Here is a 19,246-nt window from a genome sequence, read left to right as displayed (position 1 = left end):
GTTATGGTTCATTTTTCCTATTTTCCTGTCAGAGCTGGATGAGCCCGCTACGCTTTTAACTCTATCTAGCTTCACGGACTAGTCTCTCGGAAAAAAGATAAATCATGAATGAGGTAAAAAACATCTCAGTCATGATTTCCTATTTTTCAGTCGAGTCAGAACGAGTCCGCTATGCTTTTAATTCTATCTAGGTTTATAGGCTAAACTTTCGGAAAAAAGACAAAAATGAAGTGTGACCAAAAGCGTCACAATTCATTTTTCCTATTTTTCTGTCAAGTCTAAGCGAGCCTATTCACCTTTTAACTTAAGGAGAGTGTTCTAATGGATTTATCACAAGGAACGCCAGTATCTATTCAATTGAAAACAGTTGTGGATCAAGCTGGTGAGAAAAAGAATTTTTATTTTGATTTAGAAGGTCAAATCGTAAAGATTGGCGATACTTTGTATATTCGCTACAAAGAGGAACAGGAAGAGGGCGAACCTGTACCTGTAACAATCAAAGTTGAGCCAGACGGTAAGATTCAATTGATTCGGGCAGGTGGTCTGAGAATGCGTTTGAAATTTGCTTATCAGGAACGCTTGGAAACGAGCTATAAAACACCTTATGGGCTATTCCAAATCACGACTTTTACCCGTAATTTACGTTTTAGTTTGAAAGATCAGCCAGTTGCTGGTAGTATTTTGATTGATTATGATTTATACTCTCAGGCAGAAAAAATAGGGGAATATCATTTAGAACTAGAATTTACTACTTAATTATGCAATAATCAATTGATTTTTTCTTCATGTTTTTGTATGATAAGGAGTAGACTGTGAAAGGACGTGTACCGTTTGGAAATTAATGTATTTGACGGGTTGAACAAAGATGAATTATCCATGATCGAAGTTGCGCACGCAATTTTAGAACAACGTGAAGATGTGATGGACTTCTCTGATTTAGTAAACCAAATTCAAAACTATCTTGGAAAATCTGACAGCGAAATTCGTGACTCTTTAGCACAATTTTATACTGACTTAAATATTGATGGCAGTTTTATCTCTCTTGGAGATAACCGTTGGGGCTTGCGCTCATGGTATCCAATTGATTCTATCGACGAAGAAGTAACACATGGTTTGGATGAAGATGAAGAAGACAAACCTCGCCGTAGAAAACGTAAGAAAGTCAACGCCTTTATTATTGATGCCAATGATGAAGATGTGATCGACTACAACGATGATGATCCGGAAGATGCTGAATTAACGGATGAAGACGATGACGATATTCTTTATGATGATGACGACGATGAAGAAGATGAAGAGATCAAAGCTTATAATTCAGACCTGCAAGAAATCGGTGCAGATTCTGATGACGAAGAAGAAGAGTTACCAGGAATTGAAGAAGATCTGACCATTATTGATGAAGATGATGTGGATGATGACTTCGATGACGAAGATGAATATGCCGATCCTGAAGAAGAAGCATAAAATGTAACAGGAGTGGTCTCGTATAGAGACTACTCTTTTTTTTCTGTCTAAACTATAAATTGATGGATTTTTGAAATAAGAAGAAAAAATGAATCAAAATGATTGACAAATGGTCTATATCTTTGTAAACTATCACTGTTAACAAAAACAAATAGCGTTTTCATGTGACTAGATAATACTAGGCATGGAAGAATTTCAAATAAATATGATATACTCATATTTTGACGGGATTGTTCTATGCTTTTTTTGTTGTCTTGGTGCAAGTTAGCGGACAATCTACTTCTGCAGAAGAGGAATGTTTATGAAAATTAAAAAGGTGCTCAATCAAAATGCTGTACTCGTCATCGACAAAGAACAAGAAAAAGTAGCTGTTGGCAAAGGCGTGGGCTTTAACAAAAAGAAAAATGATTTGTTATCCCCACAACAAGTGGAGCGAATGTTTGTGATGGAACCTGAAGGCTTGAAAAAGCTTCAAGTTTTATTATCACAAATCGATGAAAAGTATTTTTTTGTCACAGAAGAAATCATTGCTCATGCTGAGACGATTCTTGGTGAAAAGCTGAATGAACATATCAATATTGGTTTAAGTGATCATATTGCGTTTGCAGCTGAAAATATCCAAAATAATATCATTGTGCGAAATAAGCTTTTAAATGAAATCGAGATTCTTTATACAGAAGAGTTCTCAATAGCACAGTGGGCGGTGGATTATTTGACGCAAACGTTAGAAATTCCATTTAGTTATGATGAAGCAGGCTACATTGCGATCCATATTCATAGTGCTCGTAGTGGTCGTACGGATAATAGTAAAAGTATTCGTGAGGTCACAATCGTTTCAGAAATTATTCATTTAATCGAGCAGGAATTAGGAATCAACATCCATGATGAAAAGATGAGTCTGAGTTATTCGCGACTAGTGAATCATTTACGATTGTTTATTCACCGTTTTCAACAAAGTCAGTATGCAGTGTTAGACGATGAGATTTTGGATGTCGTAAGGAAGAAATACGCAGAAAGTTATGAGATATCGAAAAAAGTTCAAGTTTTGTTAATGAGAAATTTTCACTATCAAGTACCAAACGAGGAATTAGGTTATCTAGCTATTCATATTGAACGGCTGAAGATGATCAAATAAAAGACAAGGGGAGATACAAAAATGAAAGCATATATGCAAAGAATGGGACGCTCATTGATGCTTCCTGTAGCTGTATTACCAGCTGCTTCTCTATTAGTGGGGATTGCAAATTGGATTGTAGGAACTGTTGGACCAAGTGCTGCAACAACATTTTTAATGAATGGCGGATTAGCTATTCTTGATAACTTGGCATTATTATTCGCTGTTGGTTTAGCTTTAGGTATGTCAAAAGATAAAGACGGTTCTGCAGCACTTGCAGGGTTAGTTGCATATTTAGTACCAAAAGCTATTTTGAGTACAGCTTCTGTTCAATCTTTAATGGGATTAAAAGACATTTCTGATGTAAGTCCAGCATTCAACAGCATGGGAAACAATGTTTTTGTTGGAATCGTAGCTGGTTTAACAGCTGCTGCAATGTATAATAAGTTCCATAATGTGAAATTGCCAATGGCTCTTTCATTCTTTAGTGGTAAACGTCTAGTTCCAATTATGTCAGCTATTGCTATGTTAGTCATTTCATTTGTACTATTATTCATCTGGCCAGTTGTTTATAATGGATTAGTTGCATTTGGTGAAGCAATCTCTAGTTTAGGTTTTGTTGGAGCTGGTTTATATGGATTCTTTAACCGTCTATTGATTCCAACAGGATTGCACCATGCCTTGAATTCAGTATTCTGGTTTGACGTTGCAAATATCAATGATATTGGTAACTTTTTGGCTGGACAACAAGCTTTAGATTCAGGTAAAGCAATTATTGGTCAAACTGGCATGTATCAGGCTGGTTTCTTCCCAGTAATGATGTTTGGTTTACCAGCGGGAGCGTTCGCAATCTATCAATGTGCTCGCCCAGAGAAGAAAAAAGTAACAGCTTCTTTAATGTTAGCAGCAGGATTCGCTTCATTCTTTACAGGTGTAACTGAACCATTAGAATTTTCATTTATGTTTGTTGCATGGCCTTTATATGTAGTACATGCTATACTTACTGGTTTGTCATTAGCGTTCTCTGCATTTATGCATTGGACAGCAGGATTCGCATTTAGTGCAGGTTTTGTTGACTTCTTCTTAAGTCTAAAAAATCCAGTAGCAAATCATCCTTTAATGTTAGTTGTTCAAGGTATAGTTGTAGCTGCAATTTATTACTTTGCTTTCCGTTTTGCAATCACTAAATTTAATTTAATGACTCCAGGACGTGAAGAAGGCGAGGGTGAAGAAACACCAGACTTAGACACTACAGGCGATAATAAATTTGCAGTCTTAGCAAATAGAATCTATCAAGGGCTTGGCGCTGATGAAAACGTTACGTCAATCGATAACTGTACAACTCGTTTACGTTTAACGGTTAAAGATACAGGCAAAGTTGATCAAGCAAAAATTAAAGCAACTGGCGTTCCAGGTGTGAAAGTAATCGATGATACAAATATTCAAGTAATCGTCGGAACTGAAGTACAATTCGTAGCGGATGAAATGAATAAAATCCGTAACGGCTCAGCACCAATTTCAGGTGAACCTGCAAAAAAGCCTGAGGTGAAAGCCGAAGCTCCCAAAGTAACTACAAAAGAAACGGAATTATACGCAGTTGCCAACGGAAAAGTTATTCCAATTTCAGAAGTACAAGACGATGTTTTTTCCGTGAAAATGATGGGTGACGGTTTTGCGGTCATTCCAACTGATGGTGAAGTAACAACTCCTGTTGCTGGTAAAATCACAAGTATTTTCCCAACAAAACATGCTTTAGGAATCCAAACTGATTCAGGTATTGAAGTATTGTTGCATATGGGCTTAGATACAGTTGAATTAAAAGGTGCGCCTTTTACTTTACATGTTGAAGAAGGTCAAGTCTTGAAACAAGGCGATAAAATTGCAACAATCGATCTAGCAGCGTTAGAAACTGCTGGTAAAAAATCTGATTTAATCGTTGTTTTCACTAACCAAGATGTGGTTGAAAACTATGATCTTTCTAAAGGAAATCAAACAGTATCTGCCAATGATTCTATTGGTAAAGTGACTGTGAAATAAGAAAAGAAAGACTATCTGAGAGTAATCTCGGATAGCTTTTTTCTTTCTATTGATTTATTTTTTTCTATGATATGGTTAGATTGTACTTGTTTTATGTTATCTAGCTACACGGGCTAATGCTTTGCTCTAATCCCATCAATTTCTATTAGCTAAAGCTCCAAGAATTGAAGTTCTTAGGAAAAAAGATAAAAGTGAAATGTGACAAAAAACGTCACAGTCAATTTTCCCATTTTACTGTTAGAGCTAAACGAACCCGCTAGGCTTTTAAAATAGGAGGAGATTATCTTGCATGAATAACGCTGGACACAAAGAAGTGCCAGTTGATGATCATACGGTTTCTTTGTGTCATATTGGGTAAATATGATAAAGATGAAGGAGCAAAATCACATGATTATTATTAAAGGGAACAATCCAAGGAAAATCGACAAAATTTGGGAATTAGTCAAGAAAGATCACACAGGGAAGAAAATTGCAATTATTGGGTACCCTGGAGCAATTCCACATAATTTTATTCGTGCAAAACAAATGCCTGCATATGAAACAATAACAAAACAAAACACACTTGATGATTTAACGCGTTTTTTAAGAGAGACAAAGGATCGATTTGAAGCAATTATTCTCTATATTGATTGTGAATCTCATTTAATAGAGTCAATAAAGGAAGCAACCAAGTCTTATAAAGAACAGTTTATCTTAACTGTTTAAGATGAAAAGGTGTATGAACAAGTGGTTAATGGAGAATAAAGGTGGTAATGGTATGAATGATAATACAGAACAATTAGTAGGATTGATTGAAAAATTTCAAACGGAAGATCTTTCATTAGATGAGGCAATTGAACTTCGACGACTATCAGCAGAATTTGCTAATGTTTGCGGCGAAGCAGTTGAAATCAAGATGGATCAGTTTTATAGAAAGTAAACATTTTAAAGAAGTGACGGAGTGAAAAGTGAAAGAGGTTAGGACAGAAGTGTTTAACTCCGAGAACTAGGAAGAAGTTGCTTTTGTCCCCACCGTTTATTCGGATACGAAGAGCCTGAGACATAACTTTTTGAGTTATGTCTCAGGCTCTTTCTTTTTTCATTATTCTCTAAGTAACATTACTTATAAATAGTAAGCAAATAAGTTGTATATTTTTTTTGAAGGTATATAATAACACTATAAAGGTCAGAGATGGTCAACAAACGAATGATCATCTACTTAGCCTTTAACCCAAATAGGAGGTTTGTAAAATTATGGCAAAACAACATTATGACAGAAGTAAACCACATGTAAATATCGGCACAATTGGACATGTCGATCATGGGAAGACAACATTGACTGCTGCGATCACCACAGTATTAGGGAAAAAAGGCCTAGCAAACCCGCAAGACTATGCTAGTATTGACGCAGCCCCAGAAGAACGTGAACGTGGAATTACAATTAATACCTCACATGTTGAGTATGAAACGGAAGCACGCCACTATGCTCATATTGATGCACCAGGACACGCAGATTATGTGAAAAATATGATTACAGGTGCAGCTCAAATGGATGGTGCGATTTTAGTCGTATCTGCAACAGATGGTCCAATGCCGCAAACGAGAGAACATATCTTGTTATCTCGCCAAGTTGGGGTGAAATATTTGATCGTCTTTCTTAATAAAACTGATCTAGTGGATGATGATGAATTGATCGACCTAGTTGAGATGGAAGTTCGTGAGTTGTTAAATGAGTACAATTTCCCAGGTGATGATACACCGATCATCAAAGGTTCTGCTTTAAAAGCATTACAAGGTGATCCAACTGCAGAAGCGGCAATCATGGAATTGATGGACACTGTAGATGAATATATTCCAACGCCAGAAAGAGATACAGACAAACCACTGTTGTTACCAGTGGAAGATGTCTTTTCAATCACAGGTCGAGGAACTGTAGCATCTGGTCGAATCGATCGTGGAAAAGTAAGTGTTGGGGATGAAATCGAAATCGTAGGGATCAAACCCGATACGAAAAAAGCAGTTGTTACAGGAATCGAAATGTTCCGTAAAACATTAGACTACGGTGAAGCAGGCGACAATGTTGGTGTGCTTTTGAGAGGAATCACTCGTGATGAAATTGAACGTGGTCAAGTAATTGCAAAACCAGGATCCATTACGCCTCATACAAAATTTATTGCCGAAGTTTATGTATTAACAAAAGAAGAAGGCGGACGACACACACCATTCTTCACAAATTACCGTCCACAATTTTATTTCCGTACAACCGATGTAACGGGAGTCGTGGAGCTACCAGACGGCGTTGAGATGGTCATGCCAGGTGACAATATTACGATCGATGTAGAATTGATCCATCCAATCGCAGTAGAGCAAGGAACAACCTTTTCAATTCGTGAAGGTGGACGAACAGTCGGCTCAGGTATTGTGACTGAAATAGAAAAATAAATAAAAAAGAATCTTTGATGCTATTTATCGGAGATTCTTTTTTTATGCTATACTATTTGACAAAAAGCAAGGAGTTAAAAAAATGAAGTGTAAGGTTGTACAAATAGATGCATTTACAACAATTGCGGGACAAGGGAATCCAGCTGGAGTCGTCTTTGAAGGTGATAAATATACGACTGAAGAAATGCAGAAAATCGCTAAGAAAGTTGGTTTTAACGAGACAGTATTTATTTGTGAAAGTGAAAATAAAGCAGCTACGTTAAAATTAAGATATTTTACGCCAGGTCATGAAACACCACTCTGCGGACATGCGACAATAGGTGCGATTTTCGCCTTATACAGTGGAGCAGAAGACCAACAGTTACAAATCGAGACAGGAGCCGGAATTCTACCAATAGTATATGAGAAAACGGGGCAAAGAATTACAATGAACCAGGCAAAGCCAACATTCATTGATTTTCAAGGAGATCCATTAGCACTTTGTCAAAGCCTTGTCATTAAACCGATTGATCTGCATCCAACTTTACCTATTCAGTACGGAAATACTGGCTCATGGACCTTGATTCTACCAGTAGTGGATGCAACGATTTTAGATAAAATGAACCCCAAACTGTCAATGTTTCCAGATGTTTTAACAGAGATGCCTAAATCATCGATCCATCCATTTTCGATTGTTTCAGAACAGGAAGCAATGTTCACTGCCAGACATTTTTCCTCACCGTTTTCTGGAACGACAGAAGATTCAGTTACAGGAACAGCTTCCGGAGTGATGGGGGCTTATGTATTGAATCACTTATACAAGCATGACCAAAAGAAAGAAATCAGCGTCTCACAAGGAAAACACGTTAAAAGTGAAGGAACCGTTTTAGTACAGGTTAGTCGAGATGAAGAAGTTGGGCACCAGGTCAGTATTTCAGGTACCGCGACTCTAAATAAAGCATTTGACATAATTATATAAAACAGAGGAGAATTAGATGATTTTAGTTCTCCTCTGTTCATTTTATCGTTGGTATCTATTTCTAAGAATCCGACGAACCCCATGTACTTTTCGTTGTTTTTCAATTGGAGCGTTGTCTATGATCAATAAAGCAATCATCACGTAGGCAATAAAACTGTCTCTTGAATACAGAGTATATCTAGATACCCACTCAGTAGCGTATTTTTCTTTATAATCACGTAATCCTTGGAATGAATAAAAACGTGAGCCAAATTCATAAACAAGATACGCAATTCGTTCTTGGATAAAACTTTTTTTAGATGTTCCTACATTGGATAAAGGTGCCATACCTAAATTGAAGTAGTTGAATCCTTCCTCGTTCATATAGTTGAATAAAGAAATAAATAAATAATCCATCACCCCAGAAGGTGCTTTTTTACTATAGCGCATCAAGTCGATCGTACCTTCTTCTTTGGTGTACGTAGGCATGATATTTGCGAAGGCAATAACGTGATCCTCTTGATTTTTTGCAACCGCGATTTTACCACGTTGTAAGTAACTCTCAGAAAAGAATCCCAACGAGAAGCCTTTTTCCTTACGGCTACCTAGCCACTCGTCAGAAACTTGTCGTAACTCGCTCATAAGTTCCTTAGAAAAAGGCGGGGAGAGCACTTCGAAGCGATAATCTTCTTTTGTAAAACGATTCATGACGGCTCGCTCACTTTTCATTTTCTTCCCTGATAATGTGAAATTAGGGAGGTCAACGTGAGCTTCTTCACCCATTTTGATAAAGTCATAGCCAAATTCATGTAAAAACATCACCACTTCTTCAGAGGCCTCATAGAATACAGGAAGATAGCCCCAGCGGTCTGTCTCATTGATGAACTGTTCCACGGCAATTGAGAAGTCTTCTTTTTTACCAGAAGGATCACCCATTACAACGCATTTATTATTTAGGGTTTTAAATTGTAACAACACAGTATCTTCACCATTTTGGTCTGTATAGATATACATATCTTTATCTTTAAGAAAAATTAGTTGACTATCGGTATTTCCTCCGTAAGTCTTTAACAGATGCATTGCTCGTTCTTCATCCAATGGAAGCCCGATTTTATGACGTTTCCCTTCAAGATAACGAATGAATAAGTAACTAAATAGTGTTACTAGTAAAATACCTACAAAACCCGAAAACCAAATTTTTTCTGATGGAAACAAAAAGAACTCAATAAAATGATGTTTGCGGTGAGGAAATGTCGGTAGATTATATACGCCGATCACGATATATAAGATGGTCAACGCAAGAAAGATAATTCCATCGATGGTCACCATTTCCCATGAGTATACAAGTTGTTCTCTAAATAGTTCTCTCTTTGAAAATACAATGATCACGAGCAAAAGTGTCAGAAAAATAATTACACCCCAACTAAAATCTTTGATAAAGGTGTAAATCAATGTGACTAAAATTAACCCAATCGTTGGAAGATAAGCCCGTTTGACCCGAGCCGCAATTCCTCGTCCTGTGATCAATAATAAAAAACCAAGTAAAATCGCAGGAAGCTGTGTAATCAAGTGAAACGAGAGGGGATTTAACTGTTTTAACCACTTAAAGTGACTGAATGCCTCAGGAATCGTTGCGGAAAGAACAATCATAACACCAGAAAAATACATTAGGAAAACAACAAATTTATGTGCTAATTCCGTTGATAGCTCTCTTGGAATCCCGGAATAACGTGTATTCAAACTGTGACTTAGATTTTTTATAAAGAAAATGGCACCGATCATAAAAGGAATAATGTAGTAGAATAAGCGATAAAGTAAAATCCAAGCAATCACAACTTCTCGATCGATTCCTAATGCTGATAGACCAATAATCATCATAATATCAAAACTACCTAATTCACCTGGAATCATTGATACGATCCCAATTACGGAAGCAGCGATGAAAAGGGGCATAACTTGCAGTGGGTTAATTTTAACACCCATCAACATACCAATCAGTAAGAAGCTACCTAAAACACCTGTCCATTCTAAAAAAGACGTTAAAATAAGACCAGTACGTGTTTTAGTATCAATATCACCAATATATTCATCTTTTCTAAGCAAACTTGCAATCAAAACAACAGGAAAATACAAGCCGCCGCCAATCAGCCAAATCCAATATTGTTGCAAATAATCATTGGTATGACCAAACATAACTAAAAAAAAGGCAAGTAAGCTGTATATAGATAAACCTGACATAAGAAAAACCAAAATTTTTGAAAGTGCTCGAACGACTGATTTTCCGTCTTTTTCTTTCCCATAAAACTCTGAACGTAAGCCAATGCTGATCAAACCGCCAAATCCAGCAATATTATTGATCGTATTGATCATCCAACTACTTTCTAGGAGGAAAAGTCTTTTTGGTTTTTGTTTTAAAATATTATTTAAGATCACGTCATAGCCAATCATAGGAAGAACCGCAATTAGACCAATTAAAAACATGAGTAAGACTTTCCATAACGCAATATCCTGAAAAATGGCAGTTAATTGACTAAGCGAGATCGTTTTACTGATTGATAGTAATTCACGAATAATAATAATCACAACTGAAAAAATAAAGATACTTTTAAAATAGCTAACATGGTCTTTCACCCATTGTAGTATTTTTTTCATGCAATACACCTACTTTTCTTTTAAAAATCTTAAGATTTCTTGATTGAATGTTTTTGGATCTTTTTTAGCAAAAGAATGACCTTGTTTTGCTACGAGAACGAAAGAGGCATTAGGAATTTCTTTCGCTAAGTATATTGAGTGGCTTCGCTTGATAATATCATATCTCCCAACGATCACTAATGTTTTTTGGGAAATTCGTCTTAAATCTGAACGAGAAACACCAATATCATGTAACATTAAGTTTATAATCTGGAGCCGTTGTCTGGCTTTTTTATTAAATAAGGCTAAAACCTTAAAACAAACATACTCCACGACTGTCAACATTCTTATCGGAAAATGAACAGCTTGAACGACTGTATTTCCAGCATTTAATACCAAGCGTCGGACACTATCAGGATATTTTTTGGCAAAAACAAGAGCAAGGTTGGCACCATCGCTAAAACCAACAATGTCGGCTTGTTCTATTTGTTCTTGTTTCATGATCAAATATAGATCGTCGGACATTAGGTCAAATGTCAACGTTTCACTTTCATTCGTTGAGCGTCCGTGACCACGACTATCTATAGTATACACAGTGAAAGAACGATTGAATGTTGGTACTTGTTTTTCAAAATACCTGCCGCTACCACCATTTCCATGAAGCAAAATCAAGGGGCTACCGTGACCCGATACTTCGTAGTAAATAAAGCTGTTATCGGCTGTGAGCAAAAGTTTTTTTTCTTTTTTCATAAGTTTACCACCTGTCCTATTCTAGTATATCGGTTTTTAGTTGGATTTAAAACTAAAAGGGGTAAAAGTAAAACACAATTTTTTATTAAAGAATAATAAAGAATCAGCCTTTTTTTAGATTTTTTTTGAATAATAAAGTATGATAAAAGCTACTCAGAAAAAGTTTGGATGATAAGATGGGCAAAATAATGAAAATTGTAAAAAGATTACTACTCTTGTTTTTTTTACTGCTGATTATTGGTTTAGGTTATTTAGGTTTTAAAATTCGTCAAAATGTTCAGCAAGTAATGACGTATGAAAGTGAAGTAAAGCAAGCAGTTAAAGCAAATAATATACCCGAACATAAAGACTTAGTTTTAGCAATTATTTACACTGAATCTAAAGGACGTACAGATGATTTGATGCAGAGTAGCGAAAGTGCTTATGGTAAGCGGCAAATGATTGGGACGACTAAGGAAAGTATTGAGACTGGAGTCGCTTTTTTAGCTCAATCGATTGAAAAAGCCAATGAAGCAGGTTGTGATATTTGGACAGCTGTACAAGCGTATAATTTTGGACTAGATTATATTGAATTTGTAAAAGAGCGAGGCGGTAAAAATTCAATTCGGATTGCAGAGGAATACTCTAAAGAAGTGTTATCACCTATATTGGGTAATACCAATCAAAAAACGTATCGTTATTATCGTCCGCAAGCAGTCATTTATAATGGGGGCTACTTATATAGTAACGGTGGGAATATGTTCTATGCCGATCTAGTCAAAATGAATCAACAATTTATTAAGTGGTTAAAATAAGTTCATTATTGAAATATCGATCCTTAAGAATACCATCTATTAAATATAGTAGGAATTCTTAAGGATTTTCTTGAAGTTCTGACTATTAACAAGTAAACTAAAGAAGATGTATTTTTAACAATGAGAAAGTAGGGAACAAAATCCATGACAAATAAGTTTGACCTGAAACAAGGATTGACTCAATCAGAGGTTGAGGAACGAAAAAAGCAAGGCTTGCAAAATGATTATGAGGAAAACGTTGCAAAGTCAACGAAAGATATTATTTATGACAACGTTATGACCTTGTTTAACTTTTTAAACTTTGGGATCGCACTTTGTTTGTTATTTGTTGGAGCATATTCCAATTTAGCCTTTTTAGCAATCATACTAGTGAATATGGGGATGGGGATCTACCAAGAAATCCATGCAAGAAATTTAGTCCAGAAATTATCCATCGTCGCCAAAGAGAGTGTTCATGTGATCCGTGACGGTAAAGAGCTAGAAATCGATACCAAAGAATTAGTAATGGATGATATCGTTGTGATATCTGCGGGGGAACAAGTCCCTTCTGATTTGGAAGTGTTAGATGGAAAAGCTGAAGCCAATGAGGCATTATTGACTGGTGAATCCGACTTGATCGAGAAGACTGAAGGCGATATTGTGTTATCTGGTAGTTTTCTAGCAAGTGGACAAGTTTATGGGAAAGTGATTCACGTTGGAGCTGATAATTATGCTGTCAAAATTACAGCAGAAGCGAAAGTGCATAAACCAATCCAGTCAGAATTGGTCAATTCAATTCGTAAAGTCTCTAAATTTACGAGTTTAGTCATTATTCCATTGGGGGTCATTTTGTTTGTGGAAGGTTTTATGATTCGTGATTCAGGGATCGAAGCTTCTGTTGTTGCATCTGCCGCTGCACTACTGGGTATGCTGCCTAAAGGGTTAGTTCTTTTGATCAGTATTACCTTGACGACAGGTGTCGTAAAGCTAGCGAAAAAGCGCATTCTTGTTCAAGACATGTATTCGATCGAAACACTCGCTCATGTGGATACACTTTGTTTAGATAAAACTGGAACAATTACTGAAGGCAAAATGAAAGTTCAAAAAGTAGAAATTTTACATGCAAACTACCATGAAAACTTTCCGCAAGTGATTGGAAGTTATCTTGCAGAAAGTACAGACAACAACATTACGATGCAAGCAATTCGAGATCACTTTGAGCTTTCTAATCGTTACGGAGCGATCAAGACCTTACCGTTTTCTTCTGAACGCAAGTGGGGCGCAATTGAATTTAAAGAATTAGGCACGGTTTATCTTGGCGCACCTGAAAAATTAGTTGAAGCAGACCGTTTACCCACAGAAGTGATTGACGCACAAGAAAATGGCTATCGTGTTTTGATGTTAGGTATTGCTGAAAATAGTCCATTAAATGAAGATGAAATGCCTTATTTAGAACCATTAGCTGTTTTAGAAATTGATGATCCGATTCGTCAAAATGCGAATGAAACATTATCTTATTTGCGTGAAGAGGGAATTGATCTGAAAGTAATTTCAGGAGATAATCCAGTAACTGTTTCGAATATTGCTCGTCGTGCGGGATTGTTTGGCTATGAATCCTATATCGATATGTCAACGATGAAAACAGAAACCGAAGTGCGCCAAGCGGTTCATAATTATACTGTTTTTGGCCGTGTAACCCCTCAACAAAAACGCACGATCGTACGTGAATTGAAAGATCATGATCATGTTGTTGCGATGACTGGGGACGGCGTTAATGATGTTTTAGCATTAAGAGAAGCGGATTGTAGTATTGCGATGGCTGAAGGTGATGGCGCAACGAGACAGATTTCTAACTTAGTTTTACTGGATTCTGATTTTACTACATTGCCTGATGTGTTATTTGAAGGCCGACGAGTTGTCAACAATGTAACGAAAGTCGCGAGTGTTTTCTTCATCAAAACCATTTATTCTTTTATCTTATCAATGATTTGCGTCTTTACGACGATTGCATTTCCGTTTATCCCAATCCAGATCACATTGATCGATTTAGCGATTGAAGGCTATCCAGCATTCTTCTTATCATTTGAAAGTGATAAACGAAAAGTACAAGGGAAATTCTTGCCGACCGCATTAAGAAATGCTTCGGTGAATGCAGTGCTGGTTGTATTAAATATCGTTGCTATTTATTTAATGGGTCAAAATCAAGGCTTTACTCAAATGGAAACAACCACATTGATGTATTATCTATTAATTGGGATCAGTTGTATGGCAGTTGTACGCGCATGTTTACCATTCAATCCATTACGGATTTTCTTAGCAGTTACAACTGTTGGTGGAATTTATGTCGCTGCGATGCTGTTCCATAGTATTTTGGAAGTAGGATTCTTGAATCAGCAAACATTACCTATTTTTGCGGTAATGATGCTTATTAATATCGTTGTTCGAATCTTGATTGGTCTTTTCCAACTGAAACGAGCGGGTAAAACGATCAAAGAGCTTTAAAATGAAGTGGAGAAGTATGAAAAATAGGGAGGGGCATTTATGAGTGGAGAGTATCAAATGCGCAAGGCGATCGGTAAGTGCTTTCGGTCTGCTACAGATAATTTTAACGGAATAGTTCGAATTTACGGAAGTCCATACACATATCGTGTAATAAATGGCATCCCTGAAGAGGGGGCGATGTTGGAGGTCGTGGATTTTTCTAGTACTGAATTATTTGTAACGGTAAACAACTATTTATTCGAAAGTGATGTGAATTATATTGATAATCCTTAATATTCTAATTTTTATCATTGTTCTTGTGTTGATTTTGGTTCTTATCTCAAAAATGGTGATCATTGTTCAACAAGGTGAAGTGAAAATTGTTGAAAGTTTCGGTAAGTATGTAAAAACGATCGATCCTGGGCTACATTTTTTGATTCCTGTACTATACAAAGTAAGAGGACGAGTATCATTAAAGCAAACACCACTAGAAATTGACTCTCAAAGTGTGATTACACGTGATAATGTAATTGTAGAAGTTGATGAAGCGATAAAGTATCATGTGACGGATGTTCGCGCATTTGTCTATGATAATGAAGATTCAGTTCGATCAATGATTCAAGATTGTCAATCAAATCTACGTGGAATTATTGGGAAAATGGATTTGAATGAAGTTCTTAATGGAACAGAAGAAATCAACGTTAGCTTATTTGAAAGTGTAAAAGATATTACTGCGGGTTATGGATTATCAATTGACCGCATCAATATTGGTGAAATATCTGTTTCAGATGAAATTGTCAATTCGATGAATAAACTAATCACAGCAAGTCGAGACAAAGAATCGACGATTACAATTTCAGAAGGTCGAAAACAATCAATCATATTAGATTCTGAAGCCAACGCCTCACAAATGCAGATTGATGCTGAAGCTCGTGCTAAACAAACAAACATCGATGCAAAAGCCCGTGCAGAGCGCACTAGAATTGACGCAGATGCCGAAGCTGAAAGAATACGCATTACAACGGAGGCCGAAAGACAACGTATTTTAGCGTTGAATAAAGCGATCAAAGAAAGTGATCTAAACGAACAAGCCTTAGCCTATTTGGGCATAGAAGCATTTAAACAGGTTGTTAGAAGTGAGACGAATACCGTTATCCTGCCGAGCAACATGACGGAATTAGGCAATATACCTGTAGTAAAAGAGCTGTGGACTGCACAGGATACTAAAAATCAATCGAACCATAGTCTAATAGGAGAGTAGTCTCTGTAGTAAATGAAAAGCAGATAGTAGCTATCTGCTTTTCATTTACTAAAAATATTCAGGTTACAATAATTATGTTATGTAAACAATTATGGTGATTATGAAAAGAAAGATGCAATTTACTTGAAAATTAAGTTAAATATGATAGAATAAAACATGTGTAATTGTGTCTTTTGAAAGTCGCGCTGAAGATTTCAGTGCTTTTTTACTGACTATCGCATCATTTAGCTATCGGCTATTTTTTGGAGGTGAGAACAGTGGCACAAAGAATTCCTCAAGAAGTGATCGAGGAAGTGAGACAGCGTACAAATATCGTTGATGTTGTCGGACAATATGTTCAATTGAAAAAATCTGGCAAGAATTATATGGGTCTATGTCCGTTTCATGAAGAACGTTCCCCTTCATTTTCAGTAGCAGAAGACAAACAAATTTTTCATTGTTTTGGCTGCGGAAAAGGTGGAACTGTTTTTAATTTTCTGCAAGAAATAGAAGGAATCAGCTTCCCGGAATCAGTACGCAGAGTTGCTGAATTAGAACAAATTCCCGTCAATATCGATTGGGTCAATACAACGGATTCTGACACCGCGGAAAACGTCCACAATCGCAAACTGATTGAACTGCATAAAAAAGCTGCGGATTTATATCATCATGTTTTGATGAACACACAAATCGGTGAACCAGCATTGAATTATTTGTTGGAACGTGGCTTGACAAAAGAGCTTATCGAAACATTTAAAATTGGATTTGCTCCGCAAAAGCGCGATTTTTTAAGTCAAGTTTTCCAAAATGAAACTGTGGCTGAGCAACTATCTAAAGAATCTGGTTTGTTTATTCAAAGAGACAATGGTGAATTTTTGGATCGTTTTTACCAACGAGTTATGTTTCCAATTAATGATGATCGTGGAAATGTGATTGCTTTTTCAGGGCGATTGCTTAAAACAGAAAATTTTCCAGGAGATGATATGCCCAAGTATTTAAATAGTCCGGAAACGGTCCTGTTTAATAAAAGGGACACATTATTTAACTTCGATAAAGCTCGTAAAGAAATTCGCAAAGAGGATACAGTTTTCTTATTTGAAGGGTTTATGGATGTGATCGCAGCCTGGCAAGCAGGCATTACTAGCGGTGTTGCTTCAATGGGAACAAGTTTGACCAATGAGCAAATCCGCAAGCTTGAACGAGTAGCAAAAGAATTAGTCGTTTGCTATGACGGTGATACTGCTGGTGTTGAAGCTACCAATAGAGCTATTTCTTTATTGAGTGAGCATAGTCGCTTTCAATTGAGTATTGTCAGCATTCCTGAAAAATTGGATCCAGATGAGTATCTAAGAAAGTATGGTAATGACTCTTTCCGAGAGTTAGCGTTGCATGGTCGAGAAACTGTATTTAGTTTCAAAATGCACTATCATCGCCTGACTAGAAACATGAACAATGAGAAAGAACAGCTGGATTATGTAAATGATTTACTACAAGAACTGATACTAGTCCAATCACCCTTGGAGCGGGATCGCTATTTAAATCAACTAGCGCAAGAATTTCAGCTATCATTTCACTCTTTAGAAGAGCAGCTGAAACAACTAGAAACAAAACAGCGCTCTACGAAAAGAAGAGAGAGACAATCGCAAAGTGTACCTCCTCCTCAAACGTATGAGATTGATGATATGTTGGAACCGCCTGAGATGCTTGAAGAAATGAGTACTCCTTCCGTTCAAAATAAGCTTCCGCTCACTAAGGTGGAGAAAGCCGAACGGACATTACTGTATCGGTTGATGAATGAACAAAGTATTCGAAATCAATTGGTTCAGTTACCGGAATTTAGTTTTGCTCATGATCAATATCAGGAACTTTACTTGTTGCTAGATAGCTATATGAGTATCCATTCTGATTTTCAGCTCGCTGATTTCATCGACTATCTAAAAGAAGAAACGATCAAAAAATTAGCAATCGCTATTTCTTTACAAACCATTTCAGAAGAAAGCTCTGAAAGAGAAATAACTGACGTGATAAGAGTGATTGAAAATTCTAGTTTAGAAGATCAAATCGCTGAAAAACAACTGCAAAAAAAAGAAGCAGAGAGACTAGGCAATAAACCATTAGTTGATGAACTGTCAATTGAAGTGATCGGCTTAGTAAGACAATTGCAAAAAAGTCGTACAGTGTCTTAAAAGCAACTTTTAGATATCGTATTTGACTATTATTTATATATTTATCCGAATGGAAAAATGAAGGGGGCCTTCTTTCATGGAAAAAGAAACAGAAAAAAAATATGCAGCTGCATTGGCAGCCTTTATCAAAGAAAACAAGCCTAAAGGCAATGTTTTTTATGATGATCTAACAAACACATTAGCAACACCGTTTACATTGAATGCCGACGAAATGGAAAAGTTGATTCAAAAAGTCGAAGATGCTGGTATCAGTGTCGTTGATGAGAATGGTGACCCAAGTGAACATAGTCTTAAAAAAGACGCAAAAGTTGCTGAAAAAGCCCAAATGGAAGATTTATCTGCCCCGACTGGTGTTAAAATCAATGACCCTGTTCGGATGTATCTAAAAGAAATCGGACGTGTTCAATTATTAACAGCAGCAGAAGAAGTAGAATTAGCCCTGAAAATTGAAGAAGGCGATCAAGAAGCTAAACAACGTTTAGCAGAAGCTAACTTACGTCTGGTGGTTTCCATTGCAAAACGTTATGTAGGACGTGGCATGCAATTCCTTGATTTGATCCAAGAAGGAAATATGGGCCTGATGAAAGCTGTTGAGAAATTTGATTACCGTAAAGGATTTAAATTTTCAACATATGCAACTTGGTGGATTCGTCAAGCAATCACTCGTGCGATCGCTGACCAAGCTAGAACGATTCGGATTCCGGTGCATATGGTGGAAACAATCAATAAATTGATTCGAATACAACGTCAATTGTTACAAGATTTGGGTCGGGAACCAACACCTGAAGAAATTGGTGCTGAGATGGATTTACCAACTGAAAAAGTCCGTGAAATCTTAAAAATCGCACAAGAGCCAGTTTCATTGGAAACACCAATTGGTGAAGAAGATGATTCTCATCTTGGAGATTTTATTGAGGACCAAGATGCAACAAGTCCTGCAGAACATGCAGCATATGAATTATTAAAAGAACAATTGGAAGATGTATTAGATACATTAACTGACCGTGAAGAAAATGTATTACGTTTACGTTTTGGTTTAGATGATGGACGTACTCGTACATTGGAAGAAGTTGGTAAAGTTTTTGGTGTAACACGCGAACGGATTCGTCAAATCGAAGCCAAAGCATTGCGCAAACTACGTCATCCTTCTCGTTCTAAACAATTAAAAGATTTTCTAGAATAGTAAGTTTTTATTAAAAATTTGAACAGCTC

The 19,246-nt window shown here is 36.6% G+C and carries 16 protein-coding genes; 14 read left to right on the top strand and 2 right to left on the bottom strand.

What is annotated here, in order from left to right; all coding sequences use genetic code 11:
- Positions 1-321: 321 nt before the first annotated feature.
- The 8 genes from A5866_RS03060 to A5866_RS03025 all read left to right on the top strand — a co-directional run bounded on the left by A5866_RS03060 (position 322) and on the right by A5866_RS03025 (position 7,994).
- The gene (locus tag A5866_RS03060) at positions 322-756 is read left to right on the top strand and encodes a DUF1934 domain-containing protein (protein ID WP_086444420.1); all 435 of its coding nucleotides are present in this window, start codon (positions 322-324) and stop codon (positions 754-756) included.
- Positions 757-831: 75 nt separating this feature from the next.
- Positions 832-1,464 carry a DNA-directed RNA polymerase subunit delta gene (gene rpoE / locus A5866_RS03055; RefSeq protein WP_176271434.1) on the top strand — a complete coding sequence of 211 codons (633 nt, stop codon included), beginning with the start codon at positions 832-834 and terminating at the stop codon, positions 1,462-1,464.
- Between the two features lie 301 nt (positions 1,465-1,765).
- A complete protein-coding gene (locus tag A5866_RS03050) occupies positions 1,766-2,599 on the top strand; it encodes a PRD domain-containing protein (RefSeq protein ID WP_086279392.1) in 834 nt (277 codons plus the stop codon).
- 21 nt (positions 2,600-2,620) lie between these two features.
- Positions 2,621-4,615, top strand: coding sequence for an N-acetylglucosamine-specific PTS transporter subunit IIBC (nagE, locus tag A5866_RS03045; RefSeq protein WP_086444421.1), 1,995 nt, complete (start codon positions 2,621-2,623; stop codon positions 4,613-4,615).
- Positions 4,616-5,002: 387 nt separating this feature from the next.
- The gene (locus A5866_RS03040; RefSeq protein WP_086444422.1) at positions 5,003-5,320 is read left to right on the top strand and encodes a hypothetical protein; all 318 of its coding nucleotides are present in this window, start codon (positions 5,003-5,005) and stop codon (positions 5,318-5,320) included.
- A 13-nt stretch (positions 5,321-5,333) separates the two neighbouring features.
- A complete protein-coding gene (locus A5866_RS03035; protein ID WP_140335126.1) occupies positions 5,334-5,534 on the top strand; it encodes a hypothetical protein in 201 nt (66 codons plus the stop codon).
- Positions 5,535-5,848: 314 nt separating this feature from the next.
- A complete protein-coding gene (tuf, locus tag A5866_RS03030; protein ID WP_086444423.1) occupies positions 5,849-7,036 on the top strand; it encodes an elongation factor Tu in 1,188 nt (395 codons plus the stop codon).
- A gap of 82 nt (positions 7,037-7,118) precedes the next feature.
- A complete protein-coding gene (locus A5866_RS03025; RefSeq protein ID WP_086444424.1) occupies positions 7,119-7,994 on the top strand; it encodes a PhzF family phenazine biosynthesis protein in 876 nt (291 codons plus the stop codon).
- 42 nt (positions 7,995-8,036) lie between these two features.
- Here the strand turns inward: A5866_RS03025 and mprF are convergent, their stop codons facing one another.
- Positions 8,037-10,625, bottom strand: coding sequence for a bifunctional lysylphosphatidylglycerol flippase/synthetase MprF (gene mprF / locus A5866_RS03020; protein ID WP_086444425.1), 2,589 nt, complete (start codon positions 10,623-10,625; stop codon positions 8,037-8,039).
- A gap of 9 nt (positions 10,626-10,634) precedes the next feature.
- Positions 10,635-11,354, bottom strand: coding sequence for an alpha/beta fold hydrolase (locus tag A5866_RS03015; RefSeq protein ID WP_086279398.1), 720 nt, complete (start codon positions 11,352-11,354; stop codon positions 10,635-10,637).
- Between the two features lie 176 nt (positions 11,355-11,530).
- Between A5866_RS03015 and A5866_RS03010 the strand changes: the two genes are divergently transcribed.
- The 6 genes from A5866_RS03010 (at position 11,531) to rpoD (ending at position 19,217) form a co-directional block, all read left to right on the top strand.
- The gene (locus A5866_RS03010) at positions 11,531-12,148 is read left to right on the top strand and encodes a lysozyme family protein (protein ID WP_086444426.1); all 618 of its coding nucleotides are present in this window, start codon (positions 11,531-11,533) and stop codon (positions 12,146-12,148) included.
- Between the two features lie 144 nt (positions 12,149-12,292).
- Positions 12,293-14,629 (top strand): cation-translocating P-type ATPase, encoded by a 2,337-nt coding sequence (locus tag A5866_RS03005; RefSeq protein WP_086444427.1) that lies wholly within the window; start codon positions 12,293-12,295, stop codon positions 14,627-14,629.
- Between the two features lie 39 nt (positions 14,630-14,668).
- Positions 14,669-14,902 (top strand): hypothetical protein, encoded by a 234-nt coding sequence (locus tag A5866_RS03000; protein WP_086279401.1) that lies wholly within the window; start codon positions 14,669-14,671, stop codon positions 14,900-14,902.
- Between the two features lie 52 nt (positions 14,903-14,954).
- On the top strand, positions 14,955-15,869 hold the full coding sequence (locus A5866_RS02995; protein WP_422389669.1) for an SPFH domain-containing protein: 915 nt from the start codon (positions 14,955-14,957) through the stop codon (positions 15,867-15,869).
- 257 nt (positions 15,870-16,126) lie between these two features.
- Positions 16,127-18,034 (top strand): DNA primase, encoded by a 1,908-nt coding sequence (gene dnaG, locus A5866_RS02990; RefSeq protein WP_086279403.1) that lies wholly within the window; start codon positions 16,127-16,129, stop codon positions 18,032-18,034.
- Positions 18,035-18,110: 76 nt separating this feature from the next.
- On the top strand, positions 18,111-19,217 hold the full coding sequence (rpoD, locus tag A5866_RS02985; RefSeq protein WP_010764887.1) for an RNA polymerase sigma factor RpoD: 1,107 nt from the start codon (positions 18,111-18,113) through the stop codon (positions 19,215-19,217).
- The last annotated feature ends 29 nt before the right edge of the window (positions 19,218-19,246 follow it).

This window comes from Enterococcus sp. 12C11_DIV0727 (assembly GCF_002148425.2).
In the GTDB taxonomy this organism is placed as follows: Bacteria; Bacillota; Bacilli; order Lactobacillales; family Enterococcaceae; genus Enterococcus_L; species Enterococcus_L lemimoniae.
Note: the sequence above shows the minus strand (reverse complement) of the source record. Positions and strands in the feature narration are given on the sequence as shown.